Origin of the sequence: Amycolatopsis rubida (assembly GCF_900115345.1) — a bacterium.
In the GTDB taxonomy this organism is placed as follows: domain Bacteria; phylum Actinomycetota; class Actinomycetes; order Mycobacteriales; family Pseudonocardiaceae; genus Amycolatopsis; species Amycolatopsis rubida.
The window spans coordinates 256,176-275,270 of sequence record NZ_FOWC01000002.1; the positions used below are offsets into that span (position 1 = coordinate 256,176).

Genomic DNA, 19,095 nt, shown 5'->3' on the forward strand with positions numbered 1-19,095 from the left:
CGGGCACTCGTCGGCCGGTAAGCCGCCGAGAACCCGGCGGCTAGTCTCTGTCCACCTCGATGAGCATGCGGCGAGATTACCCTACTGCGGGGAAATCCCAGGCGGTGTTTTCGGGCAGCGCGCCCGAAGCCGCTGTCAGGTAAGGGCTGAGAATACTCTGGTCTCCTCGGGGTGACGCATCAGCGAGATCCCGCTGGGTCAGGCGACATCGCCCGGCACCCAGCCGCTACCGCAGTTGATCTCGCCGACGAGACAGCGCAGCAGTCTCCGCGGTATTGCCCGCCAGCTCGATCGCCCGGTCGTAAGCCGCACGCGCGTCCTCACCATGGTCTAACCGGCGGAGCAGGTCAGCGCGAGTGGCGTGGTACGGGTGATACCCGGCCAACCGGTCCCCGAGACTGTCGACCAACTCCAGCGCCGCCTCCGGGCCGTCGAGTTCGGCGAGTGCGATGGCGCGGTTCAGGGCGACGATCGGCGACGGGTCGAGGCGGACGAGCTGGTCGTAGAGGGCGAGGATCTGCGACCAGTCGGTCTCGCGTATCTCGCGCGCGGACGTGTGCACGGCGTTGATCGCGGCCAGGATCTGGTACCGGCCAGGGGCGGCCCGGGCGGCGAGGCGTTCGCGCACCAGGCGGTGGCCTTCGGCGATCAGCGGTGCGTCCCAAAGAGCACGGTCCTGTTCGTCCAGGGCGACTAGTTCACCCTCGGCGGACACTCGGGCTGGGCGGCGGGCTTCGGTGAGGAGCATCAGGGCCAGCAGGCCGGTCACCTCGCCGTGGTCGGGCAGCAGGGCGCGGATCAATCGCGTCAGCCGGATCGCTTCGGCGGTCAGGTCTTGGCGCACGGGGCCGGTGCCGGAGCCGGTGGCCAGGTAGCCCTCGTTGAAGGCCAGGAACAGCACGGTCAGGACCCCGGAGACGCGGGCCGGGAGGTCCTCGGCGGAGGGCACCCGGTAGGGGATCCGGGCGGCCTTGATTTTGGCCTTCGCGCGCGTGATCCGTTGTCCCATGGTGCTTTCCGGCACCAGGAAGGCACGGGCGATCTCGGGCACGGTCAAGCCGCCGACCATGCGCAGGGTCAGGGCGACCCGGGATTCGGCGGCCAAAGCCGGGTGGCAGCAGGTGAAGATCAGCCGGAGGCGGTCGTCGTGGATGAGGTGGGGAGGCGTGGTGTCGTACACCGGCTGGGCCTCCCGTTGTTTGTCGTCGCGCTTGTTTTCGCGGCGGATGCGGTCGATGGCTTTGCGGGTGGCGGTGGTGGTCAGCCAGGCGCCGGGGCTGGGCGGCACGCCGTCGGCCGGCCATCGCTCCACCGCGGTCGCGAACGACTCGGCGGCGGCTTCTTCGGCGATGTCCAGGTCGCCGAAACGTTTGGTCAAGCCGGCGACCACCCGGGCCCATTCCTCGCGGTGGGCCCGGGTGATCGCCTCCTGGACGTCGCTCACTGGAACGGTCGCACCTCGACCTTCCGGTTGCACGCCTTCGAACCTTCGGCGGCGAGTGTGAGCGCCACATCAAGGTCCGGAGCCTCGATGACCCAGAAACCCGCCAGGTATTCCTTGGACTCCAGGAACGGGCCGTCGGTGACCATCCCGGCCTCGTCCCGGTTGTCGATGACGGTCGCGGTTTCCGGCGCGGCCAGGCCGCCGGCGAAGACCCAGTGGTTTTCGGTCTGGAGGCGCTCGTTGAAGACGTCGATCGCCGCGTCCTCCTCCGGCGTGGCGAGCGTGGGCTGGTCGTGGACCACGGAAATCAGGTACTGCATCGCAGGATCCTTTCTGAGGTCAGCGGCCCGCGTACTGCGGGCGCCCGGCCGGGCGCCAGACCTGCGTCGTCACGCCCTTCGTGTCCACTCGCGACTCAACCAGATCCAGGGCCAGATCCGGGCCGTTCCGCGGGAAAAGCCGCTTGCCCCGCCCGAGGACCACCGGGATCACGAGGAGGGTCATTTCGTCGACCAGGCCCTGTTCCAGCAGCCACCGGACCAGGGTGCCGCTGCCGTGCACCTGCAGTTCGCCGCCCGGTTCGGCCTTGAGGTCCGCGACGGCGGTCGCCAGATCGCCGGACAGGACGCTGGCGCCGGACCACGCCGGGGCGGTGAGCGTCGTCGAGGCCACGTACTTCGGCCGCTCGTTCAGGGCCTGCCGGATGGGTTCGCGGCCGGGGGCGTCCCCGGCGCTCATCGAGCCCCACGAGCCCGCGAACAGCTCGTACGTCCGGCGGCCGAACAGGAAAGCGTCGGCGCGCTGGTAGGTCTCGCTGATGAACGCGAGCGTGTCCTGGTCGCCCTTCCCCAGCGCCCATCCGCCGCGGTCGAATCCGTTTCGGCGGTCCTCGCCGGACGCGCCGCCGTTGCCCTGGACGACGCCGTCGACGGTCAGCTGGGTCACGGTCGTGAGCTTCATGGTCGCGGTTCCTTCGCTTCGGCGCTGCCCCTCGCGGGCGGCTTCACCACTGCTACGAACACCGGCGACCCGATCCGACAACGGGGTGCGAAAATCTTTGAGAAAATCTTCAGCGGCGTCTCTCCAGCCAGGCCACGACGGCGCGAACGAACCCGTCGACGCTGGTCAGCGGCTTTCCGGCGAAGACCGCATGGAGGTGCTCGACGCCGATCGGGGCGTTCCAGGCCCGGGCGCGGCGGTAGGTCTGTTCGTCGGCGGCCGCGCGGAGGACGTCCCAGCCGTGCCAGGTCGCGACGAGTGCGGCGTCGATCGCTGGGTCGGCCAGGGTCGCCAGGTCCCAGTCGAGGACGCCGGTCAGCTTGCCGTCCGCGCCGAAGTGGACGTTGCTGCCGCCGAGGTCGCCGTGGACGAGCCTCGCTGGGACGTCGTCGAGCGCGAGCAGCGTGTCGAGCCGCCGCCGGACGTCGTCCTGCCGCTTCGCCGGCAGCCGGGGAATGACGTCGTGCAGGATCTCCGCCCAGTCCAAGCGGCGCGGGCGGTGGAGAACGGCTTCGAGCTCCGCGGAGATCTCGACCTCCCGCAGTGCCGTCAACAGCGGGCCGAACGCCGCCGGGTCGCCGACGCCTTCCGGCAGCCCGTCGCCGTCGATCCACGAAACCGCGACGGCCGCGCGCTCGCCGAACGTGGTGACCGGAGTCAGCGGCTCCGGAACCGCGAAGGGCAGACCGGCCGCCGCGACCGCGCGGAGGATCCTGACCCGGCGCGGCAGCTCGGCGGCGGAATCGGGGCGCTTGCTGATCCGTACCGCGGCGACGCCGGGCACCAGCACGACGTGGTGCATATTCCCTTGCGTGGCAAGGCGAGCGGAGCCGATCGGAGCATCGGGAACGAGCGCTTCGGCGATTTCCAGCAGATCAGCGGGGATCGATTGCGGCATGCCGCGATTGTGCACCTCAGCGGCGCGGCGGCAGCGGCACCACGTCCAGGTCGCGAGCCACATGGATCTCCCCGTCGAACACCTTCGCGGCCTCGTCGCGGAACCGGTCCGCCTCCTCGTACGGGTAGCGCTGCGAGAAGTGCGTCAGCAGCAACTCCCGGGCGCCTGACTCCGCCGCGAGCCGACCGGCGTCGGTGCTGGTCAGGTGGCCGTAGCGGAAGGCCAGGCCGGCGTCGCCGGCGCGGAAGGTCGATTCGGCGATCAGCAGGTCCGCCTCTCGCGCGCAGGCGAACGCGCCCGCGCACAGGCGCGTGTCCATCACGAACGCGACCACCTGACCCCGGCGCGGCACGCTCACGTCCTCGATCCGGACCACACCGGCCGCGGTGTCGAGTACGCCGTCGACCTGCAGCTTTCGCACAGCGGGGCCCTGGACGCCTGCTGCGGCGAGCGCGTCCGGCAGCATCCGGATCCCGTCCGGTTCGGCGTAGCGGTAGCCGAAGCAGTCGATGCGGTGTTCCAGCGGGTACGCCGACAGCGCGCCGCCGAGCGGGCCCGGCGCGGAGATCGGCAGCGGGACCAGTTCGGCGCGTTCGTGGAACGACGTCGAGTGCCGCAGCCGGTCGAAGTACTCCTGCCCGGACGCCGGGTAGTGGCAGCGCACCGGATGCGCGACGCCGTCAAGGGACAGCCGTTGGATGATGCCGGCGAGGCCGAGGCTGTGGTCGCCGTGGAAGTGGGTCACGCACAGGTGGGTGAGTTCGGTCGCCGTCGCGCCGGCGTACATCATCTGCCGCTGAGTGCCTTCGCCCGGATCGAAGAGGATGCCGTCGGTGTCGAAGCGCAGCAGATAGCCGTTGTGGTTGCGGTGCCGGGTCGGCGTCTGGCTCGCCGAACCCAGCACGACCAGCTCGCGTCGGGACATGACGATCATCTTCGCGCCGCGCCCGGGCTCGCCGCCACCGAAATGAACTCCGCGGAAACGGCGGCGGTCCGGGATGAATTCCCGGGCCGCCGCCCACTGTCGCCGAATGAATTCGTTCGATCACTTTACGCGAATTCGATCTTCAGCCCGTCCCGGGAATTGCCAGCGTCTCCCGATACCAGTTCCGGGCTTGGGCCAACCGGACGCGCAGTCCCGGTCCCGGGGACACTCCGGCGGCCTTCCAGACCTTTTCGCTGTCGTACCAATGGTCCCGGGTGAGCAGCGACCATTGGTGCCCGCTGAGCCACGGCGTGCGCGCCCGGTGCTCGGCCAGCGGCCGGTCCGAGTCGGGAACCCGCAGGTCAAGCGTGATGCAGACGGCTTCGAGCAGCTCGCGCATCCGCACCGGTTCCGGGTCGGCCACGTGGAACACCTCGCCGGGGCTGCCCAGCGCCGGGTCCAGCGCGAACGCGCTGAGCACGGCGGCGAGATCCGGCGAAGAGACCACTGACGTCCGGGCATCGCCGCCCGCGACCCACGCCGGCACCGCCCGCAGCCACTTCACCAGCGCCGGGACCACGTGCCGGTCTCCTTCGCCGTACACCAGGTGCGGCCGCAGAACGATCCCGCCCGCGGCGCGGACCTGCTGTTCTCCGGCCAGCCGGGTGCGGCTGGTGGCCGAGGCGGGCCCGAGGTCGAGCAGGTCCTCGGACTCGCCTCGATGCTCGCCGTCGCGGTAGACCGCGCAGGTGCTGAGGTACACGACGCGCCGCGTGCCCGCGCGATGTGCTTCCGCGAGCAGCCGGGCCGTGCCGCGGTCGTTGACCTCGGCACATTCCTCCTCGGTGCCGCCGATCCGGGACGCGGCGTGCACAAGCGTCGCGACGCCCGTGCACGCCCCGGCCAGCCCGGCGGCGTCGGTGAGATCGCCTCGGTGGATCCGCGCGCCGGATCGCGTGATCCACTCCGGCACCGCACCGCGCGCCAGCACCCGCACCGCGGCGCCGCGGGCGAGCAATGCCCGCAGCACCGCCGAGCCGATGAACCCGGTCGCTCCGGTGACGAGGATTTCCCCGGTCGTACTGTCCGCCCCCAGGCCGGCAGTCATGACCTGCCCATCGCCAGGATGCCGGTGGCGGCCGCGCGGCCCTTCTGCTCCAGCACCACCCGCACCACGCGGCAGCCGTCCGCGTCCGGTTCGAGTTCGTCCGCCACCAGCAGGCATTCGGAGTCGAACTCGACGTAGGCGGAGAATTCGAAATCCGAACGCAACGGCAGCGCGCAGGGATCGCCGAGCGTCAGCAGCGCCGCCTGCCGCGCGCCCTCGATCAGCACCATGCCCGGGACATGGTCCACCGAGTGGTCGAACAGCACCGGATGGTCCGGGTCGAACTGCAGCGACCAGGTGCCCGGCGCCGCGGTGTCCGCGACCAGCACGTCCTCCTCGCGGTCCCGGCCGACGAGCGCCGGGGCCACCGTGGGCAGCGCACGGGCTTGGAACGGCGTCGCCGCGAAGTGGTCGCCGCGCAGCCGGCGGTAGACCGCCGGGGACACGCAGCGCCAGGTTTCCGAAGCGGTGCCGACCAGTTCGTCGTCGCGGAAGCAGCCGAACTCGGTCCGCATGCCGACGAGATTCTTGCCCCGGAACACCGGGTCGTGCGCGCTCGCCCGCAGCACCACGTCGATCGGCCGACCCTCGGTGACCAGCCCTTCGGGGGCGATGGAGCTGGTCTTCCAGTCGGAGATGAACGCGTTGCCGAGCGAAACGCCGTAGGCGCGGTGCGCGATCAGCAGCGACGCCTGGCGGGTGGTTTCCGCGTACAGCATGGGGTCGTGCGACCCCGGGGTGCGCGGGCCGAAGAAGCCGTGCCGGCGCGGCCACTGCGCGCCGACCTCGAACTGCCCCTCGCCCACGATGTTCAGATCAGTGACGAAAACTTCCGAGACGGCCGCGCGGTGCACGAGATTGCGCGGGATCGTCTGCTGGAAGTCGACCGGACGTACGCCCGGCGAACTTTCGCCCTCGGTGATGAAGGTTCCTCGGACAGACTCCTCTAACAACATACCGACCATGTCGGTCCTCCCAGAAAAAAAGAACTTCCCCAGTACCCCCACACCATGTTTAGCGGATACGGGCGGACAAAACCATACCTACCTACCGGTTTTTTTCTTCTGGCTCCGATGGCCGGGACGGAGGTAGACTGGCGTGTCAGCGTGGCCGTTCCGGGCCCGCGGCTTCCCAAAAGGAGTGTGCGCAGTGGCTCGCCAGGAACGCGCGGAGCAGACCCGCAAGGCCATCCTCGACGCGGCCGCGTCCAGGTTCGACGCGGTCGGCTTTCTCGGCGCGAGCCTGTCGGACATCCTCGCCGAGGCAGGGGTGACCAAGGGCGCGCTGTATTTCCACTTCAAGTCCAAGGAAGAACTGGCGGACGCGTTGATCCGCGAGCAGTTCGTCGTGTGGGACCCGCTGGCCGACATCGAAAACCCGGGGCTGCAGACCGCCATCGACCTCACCCAGAACATGGGGCACAGCCTGCGCACCGACGTGCGCGTGCGCGCGGGCATCCGGCTGGTCATCGAGCAGGGGTCGTTCGTCGCCCCGGCCGCGAACGCCTACAAGCAGTGGAACGACACCGTGCACGGTTTGCTGCTCGCCGCCAAAGCGGCGGGCGACCTGCGGAAAGAGGTCAACGCGCACGATCTCGCGCAGTACGTGGTCGCGTCGTTCACCGGGACCCAGCTCAGCTCGCAGGTGCTGACCGGGCGGACCGACCTGCACGAGCGGGTCACGTTCATGTGGCAGACGATCCTGAACGCGGTGGTCCCGCCGCGGCGGCTGCACAAGTTCGATCCGGCAGGGACTTCTCCCGCCGACGCCGCGTGAGACCAGTACCGTCCAGTGGAAACCGGGCGGTCGGTTTACTTGGCGAAAGTGCTGCCGCGCCGCGGGTTTCGGCGGATCCGGCTCGCCGGGCTCGCGGGTCTCTCCTCGCACCGCGCGGCCGGCCGGTTCGCTTGACCGGCATCGGGAATTCTCGACCCCGCGCCGCGGATGCCGCAGCCGCTCAGGTGCCGGTCGCCTCGGCAGCGGCCGAATCCGCCGGCCGTGCGGCCTCGATCACCCGCCACAGCTCGGAAAGAGTGCTCGCCAGATCCGTGTCCGCCGGGATCGTGCCGCTCGCGGCCGCCGATTCGAGGCCGACACAGGTCACCACGACCAGCAGCGCCGCCATGTCCGGGCGGACGTGCGGGCTCAGCTCCCCCGCCCCGTGCGCCGCGGCGATGTCCGCGCGCACCTGGCCCATCCACGCGCGGACGAAGGCGGCGAACCGCGGGTCGTTCGAGCCCATTTCGCGGGCCAGCCGGAAGCTCGCGCCCACCTTGGCGTCCTCGGCGAGCCAGCCCATCAGCACCCGGCTCAGGCCGGCCAGCCTGCGCAGATGCGGACGACTCCCGCGGGTTCGCGCGACGTGCCCGCGCAGGACCGCGACGGCGGCCGACTGCACCTCGTCGCAGATCTCGTCCTTCGACGAGAAGTGGAAGTACAGGCCGCCCTTGGTCACACCCGCCTCGCGTGCGATGTCCACCATGCTCGTGGCCGCGTAGCCGTCGCGGTAAAACAGCGCCGCCGCAGCGTCCAGCAGCAGGAGCCTGGTCAGCTCCGCACGAGCCTGTTTAGTCACCGTCTTCCCCATCGTCTCGCGCCGGGAACGGCACGGCGTGTGTCCCAGCCCGCTCATCATGACATACCGACCGCCCGGTTTACCAGAGTTCATGGCCGATTACCTGGCAACATCGGCCCGGTCAAGATCGAAACAGACCAACCTCCCGGTTTCACCTTGAAAACCGACCTCCCGGTTTGCTATGGTCCGGTGGTGGACCCGGCTCGGACCGGCAGGCAGCGGCGCTGGGGGCGCCGCCGGACGGGTCCGGCGCGAGAGACACCGGAGGGCAGTCATGCTGAACTACGAAATTCTCGGACAGATCAGAGTGAGCGGCCGGCCCGGCGTCTGCGCCCCGCGGGCCCGCAAGATCGAGACCTTGCTGTCGGTGCTGCTGGCCAAGAACAACCAGGTCGTGACCGCCGAACACCTGATCAGCGAGATCTGGGGCGAACATCCGCCGGCGCGAGCGAGCGCGGCGCTGTATGTGTACGTGTCGCAGCTGCGGAAACTGCTGCGCGGCACTAGCCAGGACGCGGAAGAGAGCCCTGTGGTCACCAGTCCGCGGGGGTATTCGCTGCACGTCGGGATCGGCGAGCTTGACGCTGACCGGTTCACCCGGCTTTACGAGCAGGGACGGACGTTGCAGGGGGACCGCGGCTACGGGCAGGCGGCGAAGGTGCTGCGGGAGGCTACTGGCCTTTGGCGCGGTGCGGCGTTCGGCGGGTTCGCCGACTCGCCTGATGTGCAGGCCTACGCGACGCTCCTTGAGGAAAGCCGGCTCGGGTGCCTTGAGCTGCTGATGGAGACCGAGCTGCTGATCGGGCGGCATCGCGAGGTCGTCGGGCAGCTGTCCGCGCTGGCGAAGGAACACACGCTGCGCGAGACGTTCACCGAGTACCTGATGACTGCGCTGGCTCGGTCGAATCGACGGGCCGAGGCGCTGGAGACGTTTGCTTCGGCTCGGCAGAATTTGGTGCAGCAGCTGGGGATCGAGCCGGGCAGCTCAATGCGGAAGCTGCATCACAGCATTCTTGCCGGCGAGATGTCGGACGCGGTCTGATCGCGTCCGATTCGGCCCAGCCTTCCCGCCTTTGTGCGGGAGGCTGGGCCAAAAGCCGTGAGGGGAACCCTGAAGGAATCTGATTCCTTCAGGGTTCCCCTCACGGCTTTCCTCAGCTGCGGTAGACCGAGACTACGAAACCGCCGCAGGTGACTGGTTCTCCGTACCAGCCGCCCCAGCGGCCGTCCAAGGCCAGGCCGGCCAGTTCGGCCATCAGGTCCAGCTCGGCGGGCCACACGTAGCGCAGGGGCAGTGCGGCGTCGGCCAGGTGCACGATTTGCCGGACGTCGTCTACTGCGCGCACTCGGGCGTCCGCGGTCCAGCACGCCGGGTCCGGGTGGCGGCCCTGGACCACCAGTGCACCGCCTGGGCGCAGGAGGCGGCTGTAGCGGCCGATCGCACGCAGCTGGTCTCGCTGGTCGGGCAGGCGGGACAGCACATCCGCGCCCAGGTAACCGGCGTCGAAGCGCGGGCCGGGTTCCAGGTGGACCTCGTAGCCTTCTCCGGCCAGTGCGTCCGCCACGGGGCCGCCGCCGGGGACCAGGACCCGGCCCGAGCCGTGGTGCCGGGATACGCGGTCGGTTACTTCGGCGAGGAACGCGACCGCGCCCGCGGGGTCGTCCGCCAGCGGGGCAAGCCACGCGGCCACGGGATCGACCGGCTTTTCCATCACCCGGGTCGGCATTGCCGCCACCTCACTTCACGCAGTGGTCCTCTCTACTCCACAGAGAGTGCCGGAACGATCTAAAGCCGACCTAGCGGGATCGGGGCCCCTAGGCGTGGCGAAGGAGAGAGCGGGTCAATCGTCGTCCCCACCGGTCAGCACGGCGGCAACCGCACGAGGAGCCGGTAACGCGGCCACCTCCGCACGCAACGCGTCCGCACCGGCGCGAAGCGTTTCGTCGGTCAGCCGGGAAATCCCTTCCGCCGAGCCGGAAAGCCCCGCGCCCGCAGCGGTGACACGCGCGTCGAAAGCGGACTCGGCCAACGACAGCTGCGGCAGTCCGTACGCCACCGCGGCAAGCGCCAAAGTCTCGTCCCCGTCGTGCACCACCGCCGCGCAGGTCGGCAGCACGGCGGCCGGAGGTGCGGAGTCGACGAGTTTCACCTTCCGCGGCAAGGTGAGCCCGGCCGGCAGCTCCGCCGCGCAGACGATCTCGGCGTCCACATCGGACAGTTTGCTGAATACCGGCGCATACCAGGAAGGATCGTTCAGCGACAGGAGAATGCGAGTGTGGCGTGCCTTGCGACGCAGCCAGTCGGGGATCTCGACGGGCCCGAAGTACGGCACGTGCCGCAATGAAGCGTGAGGAGAGCCCTTGTCGCGCAACGAAGGAGGAACGACGTCGAGTGTGTGGTCCGCAGTGACGTCGAAGTCCGCTGGCCCGAGCACGCGAACCGCCCTGGCCCCGGCCTCGCGGGCGGCGGCGGTTCCGGCGGGCGCGTTCGACACCACTACGGCGGGCCGCCACAGTCGCGCGAACTCGGCCAGCTTGGCGGATTCGGTCAGCTCCGCGTCGCCGTCTTCGAGTTCGGCCGCGACGCAGCCGGTGCGGAGGATGTCCTCGACGAACGCGGGCCGTCCGGCGATTTTCACGTCGTGTCCGGCGGTCCGCATCGCCCAGGCCAGTGGCACCAGGGCGTGCAGACGGGCCGTTGCCGACGGCGTGGCCAGGAGTACACGCATGGGATCGCTCCAGAGACGGCAAAACCGGGCCGGGGTGGACAGTCCTGCTGAGACTATCCACCCCGGCCCGGCCCGGCGTACCCCTAGAAACCGTTACTGGCCCGGCATTTTCACCGCTTCGATGGCATTGCGGCGCATCGCCAGCCTCGCCGAGAGCGCGGTCGCCGGCCACACGATCAGGAAGATCGCGAGCACCACGGCGAGGAACACCCAGACCGGTCCGGACGGGATGATTTCGCCGGTGGTCAGCGCCATCGGCACTACCGTGAAGAGCGAGATCACAATGCCGAGCACCAGCCCGGTCACCGCCACGATCCCGCCTTCCACGAAGAGCATCCGCTTCACCTGTCCGCGGTCCGCACCGGCGAGCCGTTGCGCGCCGAACTCTCGCCGGCGGGCCAGCACGGCTACCGAGAGCGTGTTCACCGCGGCGATCGCGGCGTATGCGATGGCGAGCACGGCCAGCAGGTAGTTGATCAACGCCTCGACGTCGGCACTCGCCTGAAAACTCGCGGCGAGCGCACTGTCGTCGCCGACGGTGACCCCGGGCCAGTCCTTCGCCCGGTCGGACAGCGCCGACACGATTGCGCCGGCGTCGCCGCCCCGCACGAGCACCTGCGACGCCAGGCCGCTGGTGGTGTGCGCGGCCAGCAGATCAGCGGGCAGCACCATGCTCGCGTAGCTGGACGGGCTGTCCAGCAGCGCGACCACGGTCACCGGCACCTGCGCCCCGTCGCCGAGCCGCATCTTGATCTTGGCGCCGACCTTGATCTCGAGATCGTCAGCGACCGACGCGGGCAGTGCCACGGAATCCCCGCGCAATGCCGTCAGCGAACCTTCGGTGACCTCGGTGGCGAGCACCGTGCCGCCCTGGTCCTGCGGAGCGACACCCAGCAGCCGCAGCGGATCGCTTCCGTTGCCGTCGTAGGGATCCTCGATCCAGCCGGAGCTGGTGACGAGCGGCGAGGAGGTCGAAACCCCTGGCGTGCTGCGGATCCGCGCGAGCTCGTCCGGGGAGAACCCGCCCGCGGCCGAGGTGAGCACCGCGTCCGCCTGCAACTGCCCGGCATACGCGCTGACCTGCGCTTTCTGCGCGGTGGTCTCGGAATACACATTGCCGAGCGCGACCGCGGTGGCGAGCGTGATCGGCGTGAGCACCGCGGCGAACGCGACGGCCCGCGCCCGGGTGTTGACGACCGCGAGCGTGGCGTCCCGGCCGGCGACCCGGCGCACGAACGGACCGAACCGGTCCACCACCCAGGCGATGATCTCCGGACCGAGCAGCGCGACGCCGATCGCGCCGGTGAGCAGCGCCGGACCGCCGATCGCCGCCGCGCTGTCGGCGGGCATGAAGACCGTGGTCGAAGCGAGCAGCACGGTGGCCGCACCGCAGATCAGCGCCCCCATGCGGCGCACCGCGTTCACCTTGGCCCCCGGGATCGCCGCCTCGGCCAGCGCCTGGATCGGCCGGGCCCGGGAGGCGGCCAGCGCGGCGAACCACGCGGCCCCGAAGGTGATCGCGAGCGTGGCGACGATCCCCGCCGCGAACGCGATGATGTCCTGGGTGAAGGCGAGTTCGTCCGGCACGATGCCGAGCGAGCCGCTGGTGCTGAAGATCCAGTTCCCGAGCAGGCTGCCCAGGAACGCCCCGCACACCGCGGCGAGCGCGCCGACCGCCATCGTCTCCATGACGACCATGCGGTGCACCTGTTTCGGCGTCGCTCCGGTCGCGCGCAGGAGCGCGAGTTCCTGTTGCCGCTGCCGGACGGTGAGGCTGATCGTCGCGGAAACGACGAGTGCCATCACGACCAGCACCATGCCGCCGAACACCGCCGCGAGCAGGATCAGCGGCAGCTGGCTTCCGCCCACGCCGACGAATTCGGCCGAACCGCGGTCGTCGCCGGTCAGCACCGTCAGCGACGGAACCTGCTCGGAGATCTTGCCCGCGAGGTCCGCCGCGTCGACCCCGTCGGCCGGGAACACGCCGACGAGCCCGACGGTGCCGGGATGCGCGTTGAACCGCTGGGCGTCCGCGACGGAGAAGAAGAACGCGGGCGCGCGCACGGTCTGCGAAGGCTGTGCGACGCCGGAAATCTGGAACGACTGCCGCTGTCCGTTCACCGCCAGGTCGACGGCCGAGCCCGCGTGCAGGCCTGCCGCGGACGCCGTGGCCGAGTCGAGCACGACCTGGCCCGGCGTGTTCGGAGCCGCGCCCTCGGTCAGCTGGTATCCGCCGAGCGAAGCCGAATCCCAGCCGTGTCCGGAAAGGACCGACGCACCCGGCTCGGGCGCACCGTCGTGCAGCAGCACCGTCGCGAACGAAACGTCCGGCACCGCCTGTCCGACGCCCTGCACCGCGGAGATCTTGGCGACCTGGTCCTCCGGCAGCACCGCACGCTCGGCGTACGGGACGACCTGCGATTCCTCGTCCGGCAGCTTGAACCCGGCGGACCCGCCGACGACCAGCGGCGCCGCGGACAGCCGCTCCGGCGCCGCTTTCAGCACGATCGCCGTTTCGAACAGCCCGGCACACGCGATCAGCAGACCGCAGCCGGCAAGGATGGCGACGAACGACGCGAGCGACGCCGCCGCGCGGTACCGGAGGCTCGACAGTGCGAGCGCGAGCACCACTCGCCGCGAACTCACCGCTGCCTCCTCGCTTGCTCGCCGAGGTGCGCCAGGGTGCTCGCCACCGCGTCGACGCCCGGGCTGGCCATCTGCGTGACGATCCGGCCGTCGACCAGGAACAGCACGGTGTCCGCGTGGGACGCGGCGACCGGGTCGTGGGTGACCATCACGATCGTCTGGCCCGCACTGACCAGCTCGCGCATCAAGCCGAGGACCTCAAGCGCGGTGGTGGTGTCGAGCGCGCCGGTGGGCTCGTCGGCGAACACCACGGCCGGGCGGGCGGCGAGCGCGCGGGCGATCGCGACGCGCTGCTGCTGCCCGCCGGACAGTTCGCCGGGCCGGTGCTTCACGCGCTGGGACAGCCCGACGCGCGCGATCACCTGGTCCACCCATGCTTTGTCCGGCGTGCGGCCGGCCAGCAGCGTGGGCAGCGTGACGTTCTGCTCCACGTTCAGCGCGGGCATCAGGTTGAACGACTGGAAGATGAACGCGACGTGGTCACGGCGCAGTTCGGTGAGCTTCGTTTCGTTCTTGCCCTTGAGGTCGGTCCCGACGAGGGTGACCGTGCCCGAGGTCGGCGTGTCCAGCCCGGCCGCGCAGTGCAGCAGCGTGCTCTTGCCGGAACCGGACGGGCCCATCACCGCGGTGAAAGTGCCCGCCGGGAAAGCGACGGACACGCCGGCGAGCGCTTCGACCGCGCTCTCGCCGCGGCCGTAGGTCTTGTGCACCGCGTCCAGCTGGACGGGCGTCGCCACGGAAGTGGTGGTCGTGGACACGTTGTTCACTCCGATCCGTTCCCGGAACCGCGGCGGTCGAGCGACCACCACACCGCGAGCACGATCACGCCGCCGCCCAGCGTCCACAGCCAGAACGGCCATTTGAAGGACATGCTGATGAGGCACATCAGCAGCCAGATGACGAACTGGACGCCGAGGACGGCGGCCCAGGCGATGGTGACGATCAGGCGAGCGAGTCCGCTCCCCGAGCGGGTCTTCTCGGTGCTCTCCGACATGAGAGGCCCCCCAATACGGCTTCGGCGGAGTCGGGATTAATTGTGTAAGGCTTGAACAGTTTAGCGGACCCCGGGTGATCGGGAAACCCCAGACCCCGGCGACGGCCCTCGCGGCGGCTCAGGAGACGCCGCCGGGCAGGACTCGGCGGATGCCGAACCGGATCAGCGCGCTGGCCGCCGCGACCGGCAGCCACCGCCCGGGCGGCGCGCGATCTCCGGCAGCGGCGGTGAACCCGGGGTGCGCCGATCGGTCCCGGCCGGCCCGCGGTCCGGTTCGGCAGCCCTCCCGATTCCGAACCGGTTGGTCTCGCTCACGTTGGCTCGCCCCCAGGCCAGATCGGTGTAAGACTTGCACAGTTTAGTGAAAGACGTACCGGAGCGAAAGATGCCGATCGAGCCCGACCCCCATGCCCTGCCCCCAGGCCTGTCCCCGGCATGGCGGGGCGGCCCGCGCCCCCGTCGCGGGCCGAAGCCCTCGCACACCGTCGAGGCGGTGGTGGCGGCCGCCGTCGAACTGGCCGACACCGAGGGACTGGCCGCCGCGTCGCTGCCGAACATCGCGTCCGCACTCGGGCTGACGACCAACGCGCTGTACCGCTACGTAAGCTCGAAAGACGAACTGCTGATCCTCCTGGCCGAGTCCGGTTTCGGCCCGCCCCCGGACCCCGCCGCGGGCCTGGAGTGGCGCTCAGCGGTCCGAACCTGGGCGGACGCCGCCGCCAAACGGTATGCCGCGCACCCCTGGCTGCTGGACGTCCGCGAGAGCCTGACCCCGCATCGCCTCGGCTGGACCGAACAGCTCCTGGCCGTCTTCACCGGAGCCGGTTTGTCCACTGTGGACGCGCTGCGCTGCGCGGACCTGGTTTCGGCCGTAGTCCGGGCCACCGCGGAGCGCCGCCGAACGGCGGCCGACCCGGATTCTCCCGAATCCGCCGAATACGCCGCCGAAGTACGAGCTTTCCTGCAACCACGACTGTCCGAAGGCGGCTATCCGCACCTGGCCGAACTGGCTGAGTCCCACGGCTGGCCAGCCGCCGCCCCGGAGGACTTCGCCCTGGAACGAGTCCTGGACGGAATAGCCGCCCTGCTCCCCTGACCCCTGCTCCGGCTAAACCATACCAACCGAGCGGTTTTTACTGGCTTTCCGGGCCGCCGGGACGTAGACTGGCCCGCTGGACGGGGGTCCGCTGTGGACCGATCCGCCAAAGCGAGAGGGGCCGGCGTGGCTCGCCAGGAGCGTGCGGAGCAGACACGGAACGCGATCCTCGAGGCGGCCGCCTCGCGGTTCGACGCCGTCGGCTTCCTCGGCGCGAGCCTGTCGGAGATACTGGCCGGAGCGGGCGTCACGAAGGGCGCGCTGTACTTCCACTTCAAGTCGAAGGAAGACCTGGCCGACGCCCTGATCGACGAGCAGTTCACGGTCTGGGAGCCGCTCGCGGCGATCGAGAGCCCGGGGCTGCAGACGGTCATCGACCTGACCCAGGGGATGGCGGCCAGCCTGCAGTCCGACGTGCGGGTCCGGGCGAGCGTCCGGCTGGTCATCGAGCAGGGTTCGTTCATCGCGCCGGCGGGCAACGCGTACAAGCGGTGGATCGACACGATCCATGGCTGCCTGCTCGCGGCGAAGGCGGCGGGCGACTTGCGCAAGGAGATCAACGCGTACGACCTCGCGGTGTACGTGCAGGCGTCGTTCACCGGGATCCAGCTGAGTTCCCAGGTGCTGACCGGCCGCACCGACCTGCTCGAGCGCACCACGTACATGTGGACGACGATCTTGAGCTCGGTGGTCCCGCCGCGGCGGTTGCACCGGTTCGCCCCGCAGGGGGCCGCCTCGGTCTGAGGCCACGCGACAAGGGCGGCCCGGCAGTGCGGGCCGCCCTTTTCCGTGCGCTGCGCCGGGATCGATGCCCGTTCGCCGAACAAACCGACCGACCTCCTGGTTTTATCTTGAAAACCGGGAGGTCGGTTTAGTATGCTGCCGGAGCGGGACCGGGCAGCGCGGCGCCGGAGAACGACACTGGGGGCGCCCGGCCGGGCGGATCCGATCGACGCGGACACCGGAGGGCACGGGAAATGGACTACGGGATTCTGGGGCAGATCAGGGTGGCGGGGCGGCCCGGCGTGAGCGCTCCGCGGGCACGCAAGATCGAGACGCTCCTGGCCGTGCTGCTGGTCAAGCGGAACCAGGTCGCGACCGCCGAGCACCTGATCGGGCAGCTCTGGGGCGAACACCCGCCGGCCCGTGCGAGCGCCGCGCTGTACGTCTACGTCTCGCAGCTGCGGAAGCTGCTGCGCGGCACGGGCTCCGCCGACAGTCCCGTCGTCACCAGCCCGCGCGGCTACTCGCTGCACGTCACGGACGGCGAACTCGACGCCGACCGCTTCATCCGTCATTACGAGCTAGGCCGGTCCCGGTACTGGGATCGCAACTACAAGGAGGCCGCCACCGTCCTGCGCGAGGCCGCGGATCTGTGGCGCGGCGAGGCGTTCGGCGGCTTCACCGACTCCCCCGACGTCCAGGCCTACGCCGCGCTGCTGGAGGAAACCCGGCTGGAGTGCCTGGAACTGCTGATGGAGACCGAGCTGCTGATCGGGCGGCACCGCGAGGTCGTCGGGCAGCTGTCCGCGCTGGCGAAGGAACACACGCTGCGCGAGACGTTCACCGAGTACCTGATGACCGCTTTGCTGCGCTCGAACCGTCGCGCGGAGGCCCTTGAGACCTTCGCCTCCGCCCGGCAGAACCTGGTTCAGCAGCTGGGCGTCGAGCCCGGCAGTTCGCTGCGGAAGCTGCACCACAGCATCCTCGTCGGCGAGATGTCGGACGCGGTCTGACCCGGCCCGCGTCCGGCCCAGCGGCCCGGTCCTCCGCCACCAGCGGAGACCGGGCCGTTTCTCGTGCTCGGGGGCCGGGCGCGGAGAAAGGCGGCCCGTGCTCGGGGGCACGGGCCGCCTTCGCCACCGCGGCGGGGGTCAGCCGCGGGCGCGCTGGTGGAACTTCCGGATCGCGAGGTACGCGCCGCCGGCGGTGATGACGACCGACCAGGCGAGCGCCAGCCACACCGTCGATCCCACGGCCGTGCCGTTCATCAGGCCGCGGACGGCGTCGATCACCACCGTCACCGGCTGGTTGTCGACGACGGCCCGCAGCACCGGCGGCATCGATCCGGTGGGCACGAGCGCGCTGGTGGCGTAGGGGACGAACACGAAGATCATGCCGAGGCCGCCCGCGCCCTCGACGGTCTTGGCGACCGACCCCAGCAGCGTGGCGAGCCAGAACACGCCGGCGGCGAACAGCACCAGCAGGCCGGTCGCGGCGAGCCAGCCGAGCACGCCGCCCGCCGGGCGGAACCCGATGGCCAGGCCGACCGCGACCATCACCACGAGCGAAAGCATGCTGCGCAGCACGCCGGAGACGACGTGGCCGACGAGGACTGCCGAGCCCGCCATCGGCATCGAGCGGAACCGCTCGACCAGGCCCTGTGTCAGGTCCGCGGCCACGCCGACCACGGTGGTCGTCGAGTTGAAGCCGATGCTGACGACCACCAGGCCGGGCACCAGGTAGTCGACGTAGGCCATGCCGGGCAGGGTGATCGCGCCGCCGAACATGAAGCGGAACAGCAGCAGCAGCACGATCGGCAGCGAAACCGCCTGGATCAGCATCTCCGGGTTGCGGACGATGTGCTTGACGTTGCGCGCGACCAGCACCCGGCAGTCCGACAGCGCCAGCGCGAAGGGCGAACGACTCGGGGAGCCGGGGATCCGCGTCCCCTCGCTCTCCCTGGACAGGGTCTGGGTCATCAGTTCGCTCCCGCGGTTCCGGTGAGGGTGTGGAAAACGTCGTCGAGGGTCGGTTCGGAGAGTTCCAGCCGAGTGGTCGCGAGGCCCGCTTCGTCGATCCGGTTGAGCACCAGCCGGACCTGGGCGGGCTGGTCGATCGCGACGCTGACGGTGTCGCCGGTCAGCACCCCGCCGGCGACGTCGTGCGCGCGCGCCGCGTCGGCAGCGGTGGCGAAGGTGAGCTTCAGCCGTTCGGTGCCCACCTTGCGCTTGAGCTCGGCGGCGGTGCCCTCGGCGACCACGCGGCCCTTGTCGATCACCGCGATCCGGTCGGCGAGCTGGTCGGCCTCTTCGAGGTACTGCGTGGTGAGCAGGATCGTGGTGCCGCCGGTGAGCAGCTCGCGGATCGCGTCCCACATCGCCGAGCGGCTGCGCGGGTCGAGGCCGGTGGTCGGCTCGTCGAGGAACAGCACCGGCGGCGAGGTGATCAGGCTGATCGCCAGGTCGAGCCTCCGGCGCATGCCGCCGGAGTAGGTCTTGACCTGGCGGCCGGCGGCCGCCACGAGGTCGAACTGCGCGAGCAGTTCGGTGGCCCGCGCCTTCGCCCGCGCGGCAGGCAGGTGGAACAGCCGGGCCATCATCTCCAGGTTCTCGCGGCCGGTGAGCAGCTCGTCGACCGCGGTGTCCTGCCCGGTCAGGCCGATCTGCTCGCGCACCGTCCGCTTGGACCCGGCGAGGTCGTGGCCGTTGACGGTCACGGTGCCGCCGTCGGCGTCCAGGAGGGTGCTGAGGATCCGCACCGTCGTGGTCTTCCCGGCGCCGTTGGGGCCGAGCAGCGCGAACATCGTGCCGCGCCGCACGCTCAGGTCGACGCTTTCCAGCACTTTCACGTCGCCGTAGGACTTGCGCAGCCCCCGTGCTTCGATTGCGTAGCCGGTGACCATGGGGTTACCTCTCCTCGTTCGGGTCTTGTCAGTGGGCCACAGCCCGGCCGGGCCGG

General features: G+C 70.3%; 20 protein-coding genes. 5 read left to right on the forward strand and 15 right to left on the reverse strand.

Going from position 1 to position 19,095, the window contains the following annotated elements:
• Positions 1-226: 226 nt before the first annotated feature.
• The 7 genes from BM362_RS10120 to BM362_RS10150 all read right to left on the reverse strand — a co-directional run bounded on the left by BM362_RS10120 (position 227) and on the right by BM362_RS10150 (position 6,339).
• Positions 227-1,444, reverse strand: a complete 1,218-nt coding sequence (locus tag BM362_RS10120) for an RNA polymerase sigma factor (RefSeq protein ID WP_067580545.1) — start codon at positions 1,442-1,444, stop codon at positions 227-229.
• A complete protein-coding gene (locus BM362_RS10125) occupies positions 1,441-1,764 on the reverse strand; it encodes a YciI family protein (RefSeq protein WP_067580542.1) in 324 nt (107 codons plus the stop codon). The genes BM362_RS10120 and BM362_RS10125 overlap by 4 nt, the downstream gene beginning before the upstream one ends.
• 19 nt (positions 1,765-1,783) lie before the next feature.
• Complete coding sequence (locus tag BM362_RS10130; protein WP_093572925.1) at positions 1,784-2,404, reverse strand: dihydrofolate reductase family protein; 621 nt, start codon at positions 2,402-2,404, stop codon at positions 1,784-1,786.
• A 109-nt stretch (positions 2,405-2,513) separates the two neighbouring features.
• Positions 2,514-3,341, reverse strand: coding sequence for an aminoglycoside phosphotransferase family protein (locus BM362_RS10135; protein ID WP_093573398.1), 828 nt, complete (start codon positions 3,339-3,341; stop codon positions 2,514-2,516).
• Between the two features lie 16 nt (positions 3,342-3,357).
• Positions 3,358-4,266, reverse strand: coding sequence for a ribonuclease Z (locus BM362_RS10140; RefSeq protein WP_067581244.1), 909 nt, complete (start codon positions 4,264-4,266; stop codon positions 3,358-3,360).
• Positions 4,267-4,408: 142 nt separating this feature from the next.
• Complete coding sequence (locus BM362_RS10145) at positions 4,409-5,374, reverse strand: NAD-dependent epimerase/dehydratase family protein (RefSeq protein ID WP_067580539.1); 966 nt, start codon at positions 5,372-5,374, stop codon at positions 4,409-4,411.
• Entirely contained in the window at positions 5,371-6,339 is a 969-nt protein-coding gene (locus BM362_RS10150; RefSeq protein ID WP_067580537.1) for a ScbA/BarX family gamma-butyrolactone biosynthesis protein, read from the reverse strand. The genes BM362_RS10145 and BM362_RS10150 overlap by 4 nt, the downstream gene beginning before the upstream one ends.
• 184 nt (positions 6,340-6,523) lie before the next feature.
• On the opposite strand from BM362_RS10150, the gene BM362_RS10155 reads away from it, so the two are divergent.
• On the forward strand, positions 6,524-7,150 hold the full coding sequence (locus tag BM362_RS10155) for a ScbR family autoregulator-binding transcription factor (RefSeq protein ID WP_067580536.1): 627 nt from the start codon (positions 6,524-6,526) through the stop codon (positions 7,148-7,150).
• Between the two features lie 181 nt (positions 7,151-7,331).
• Here BM362_RS10155 and BM362_RS10160 read toward each other — a convergent pair whose 3' ends face one another.
• Positions 7,332-7,949 (reverse strand): ScbR family autoregulator-binding transcription factor, encoded by a 618-nt coding sequence (locus BM362_RS10160; protein WP_232791615.1) that lies wholly within the window; start codon positions 7,947-7,949, stop codon positions 7,332-7,334.
• Positions 7,950-8,223: 274 nt separating this feature from the next.
• Here BM362_RS10160 and BM362_RS10165 point away from each other — a divergent pair, with 274 nt between their 5' ends.
• Complete coding sequence (locus tag BM362_RS10165) at positions 8,224-8,991, forward strand: AfsR/SARP family transcriptional regulator (RefSeq protein ID WP_093572926.1); 768 nt, start codon at positions 8,224-8,226, stop codon at positions 8,989-8,991.
• A gap of 112 nt (positions 8,992-9,103) precedes the next feature.
• On the opposite strand, the gene BM362_RS48155 is transcribed toward BM362_RS10165, so the two are convergent.
• From BM362_RS48155 to BM362_RS10190, 5 genes are all read right to left on the reverse strand, one after another.
• Positions 9,104-9,676, reverse strand: coding sequence for a hypothetical protein (locus BM362_RS48155; protein ID WP_067595768.1), 573 nt, complete (start codon positions 9,674-9,676; stop codon positions 9,104-9,106).
• A 114-nt stretch (positions 9,677-9,790) separates the two neighbouring features.
• Positions 9,791-10,678: a nucleotide disphospho-sugar-binding domain-containing protein gene (locus BM362_RS10175; protein WP_093572927.1), complete on the reverse strand. Its 888-nt coding sequence runs from the start codon at positions 10,676-10,678 to the stop codon at positions 9,791-9,793.
• A gap of 93 nt (positions 10,679-10,771) precedes the next feature.
• Positions 10,772-13,324: an ABC transporter permease gene (locus BM362_RS10180; RefSeq protein WP_093572928.1), complete on the reverse strand. Its 2,553-nt coding sequence runs from the start codon at positions 13,322-13,324 to the stop codon at positions 10,772-10,774.
• Positions 13,321-14,082 carry an ABC transporter ATP-binding protein gene (locus tag BM362_RS10185; protein WP_244287105.1) on the reverse strand — a complete coding sequence of 254 codons (762 nt, stop codon included), beginning with the start codon at positions 14,080-14,082 and terminating at the stop codon, positions 13,321-13,323. Before BM362_RS10185 ends, BM362_RS10180 begins: the two co-directional genes overlap by 4 nt.
• A 5-nt stretch (positions 14,083-14,087) precedes the next feature.
• Positions 14,088-14,318 (reverse strand): hypothetical protein, encoded by a 231-nt coding sequence (locus BM362_RS10190; protein ID WP_067595765.1) that lies wholly within the window; start codon positions 14,316-14,318, stop codon positions 14,088-14,090.
• A 385-nt stretch (positions 14,319-14,703) separates the two neighbouring features.
• Here BM362_RS10190 and BM362_RS10195 point away from each other — a divergent pair, with 385 nt between their 5' ends.
• The 3 genes from BM362_RS10195 to BM362_RS10205 all read left to right on the forward strand — a co-directional run bounded on the left by BM362_RS10195 (position 14,704) and on the right by BM362_RS10205 (position 17,150).
• Positions 14,704-15,414 (forward strand): TetR/AcrR family transcriptional regulator, encoded by a 711-nt coding sequence (locus BM362_RS10195; protein ID WP_067595763.1) that lies wholly within the window; start codon positions 14,704-14,706, stop codon positions 15,412-15,414.
• A 126-nt stretch (positions 15,415-15,540) separates the two neighbouring features.
• Positions 15,541-16,158 carry a ScbR family autoregulator-binding transcription factor gene (locus tag BM362_RS10200; protein WP_093572929.1) on the forward strand — a complete coding sequence of 206 codons (618 nt, stop codon included), beginning with the start codon at positions 15,541-15,543 and terminating at the stop codon, positions 16,156-16,158.
• A 233-nt stretch (positions 16,159-16,391) separates the two neighbouring features.
• Positions 16,392-17,150 carry an AfsR/SARP family transcriptional regulator gene (locus tag BM362_RS10205; protein ID WP_093572930.1) on the forward strand — a complete coding sequence of 253 codons (759 nt, stop codon included), beginning with the start codon at positions 16,392-16,394 and terminating at the stop codon, positions 17,148-17,150.
• Positions 17,151-17,288: 138 nt separating this feature from the next.
• Here the strand turns inward: BM362_RS10205 and BM362_RS10210 are convergent, their stop codons facing one another.
• Together BM362_RS10210 and BM362_RS10215 are read right to left on the reverse strand one after the other, a co-directional pair.
• Entirely contained in the window at positions 17,289-18,116 is an 828-nt protein-coding gene (locus BM362_RS10210; RefSeq protein WP_093572931.1) for an ABC transporter permease, read from the reverse strand.
• Positions 18,116-19,039 carry an ATP-binding cassette domain-containing protein gene (locus tag BM362_RS10215; protein WP_067580532.1) on the reverse strand — a complete coding sequence of 308 codons (924 nt, stop codon included), beginning with the start codon at positions 19,037-19,039 and terminating at the stop codon, positions 18,116-18,118. The genes BM362_RS10210 and BM362_RS10215 overlap by 1 nt, the downstream gene beginning before the upstream one ends.
• Between the last annotated feature and the right edge of the window lie 56 nt (positions 19,040-19,095).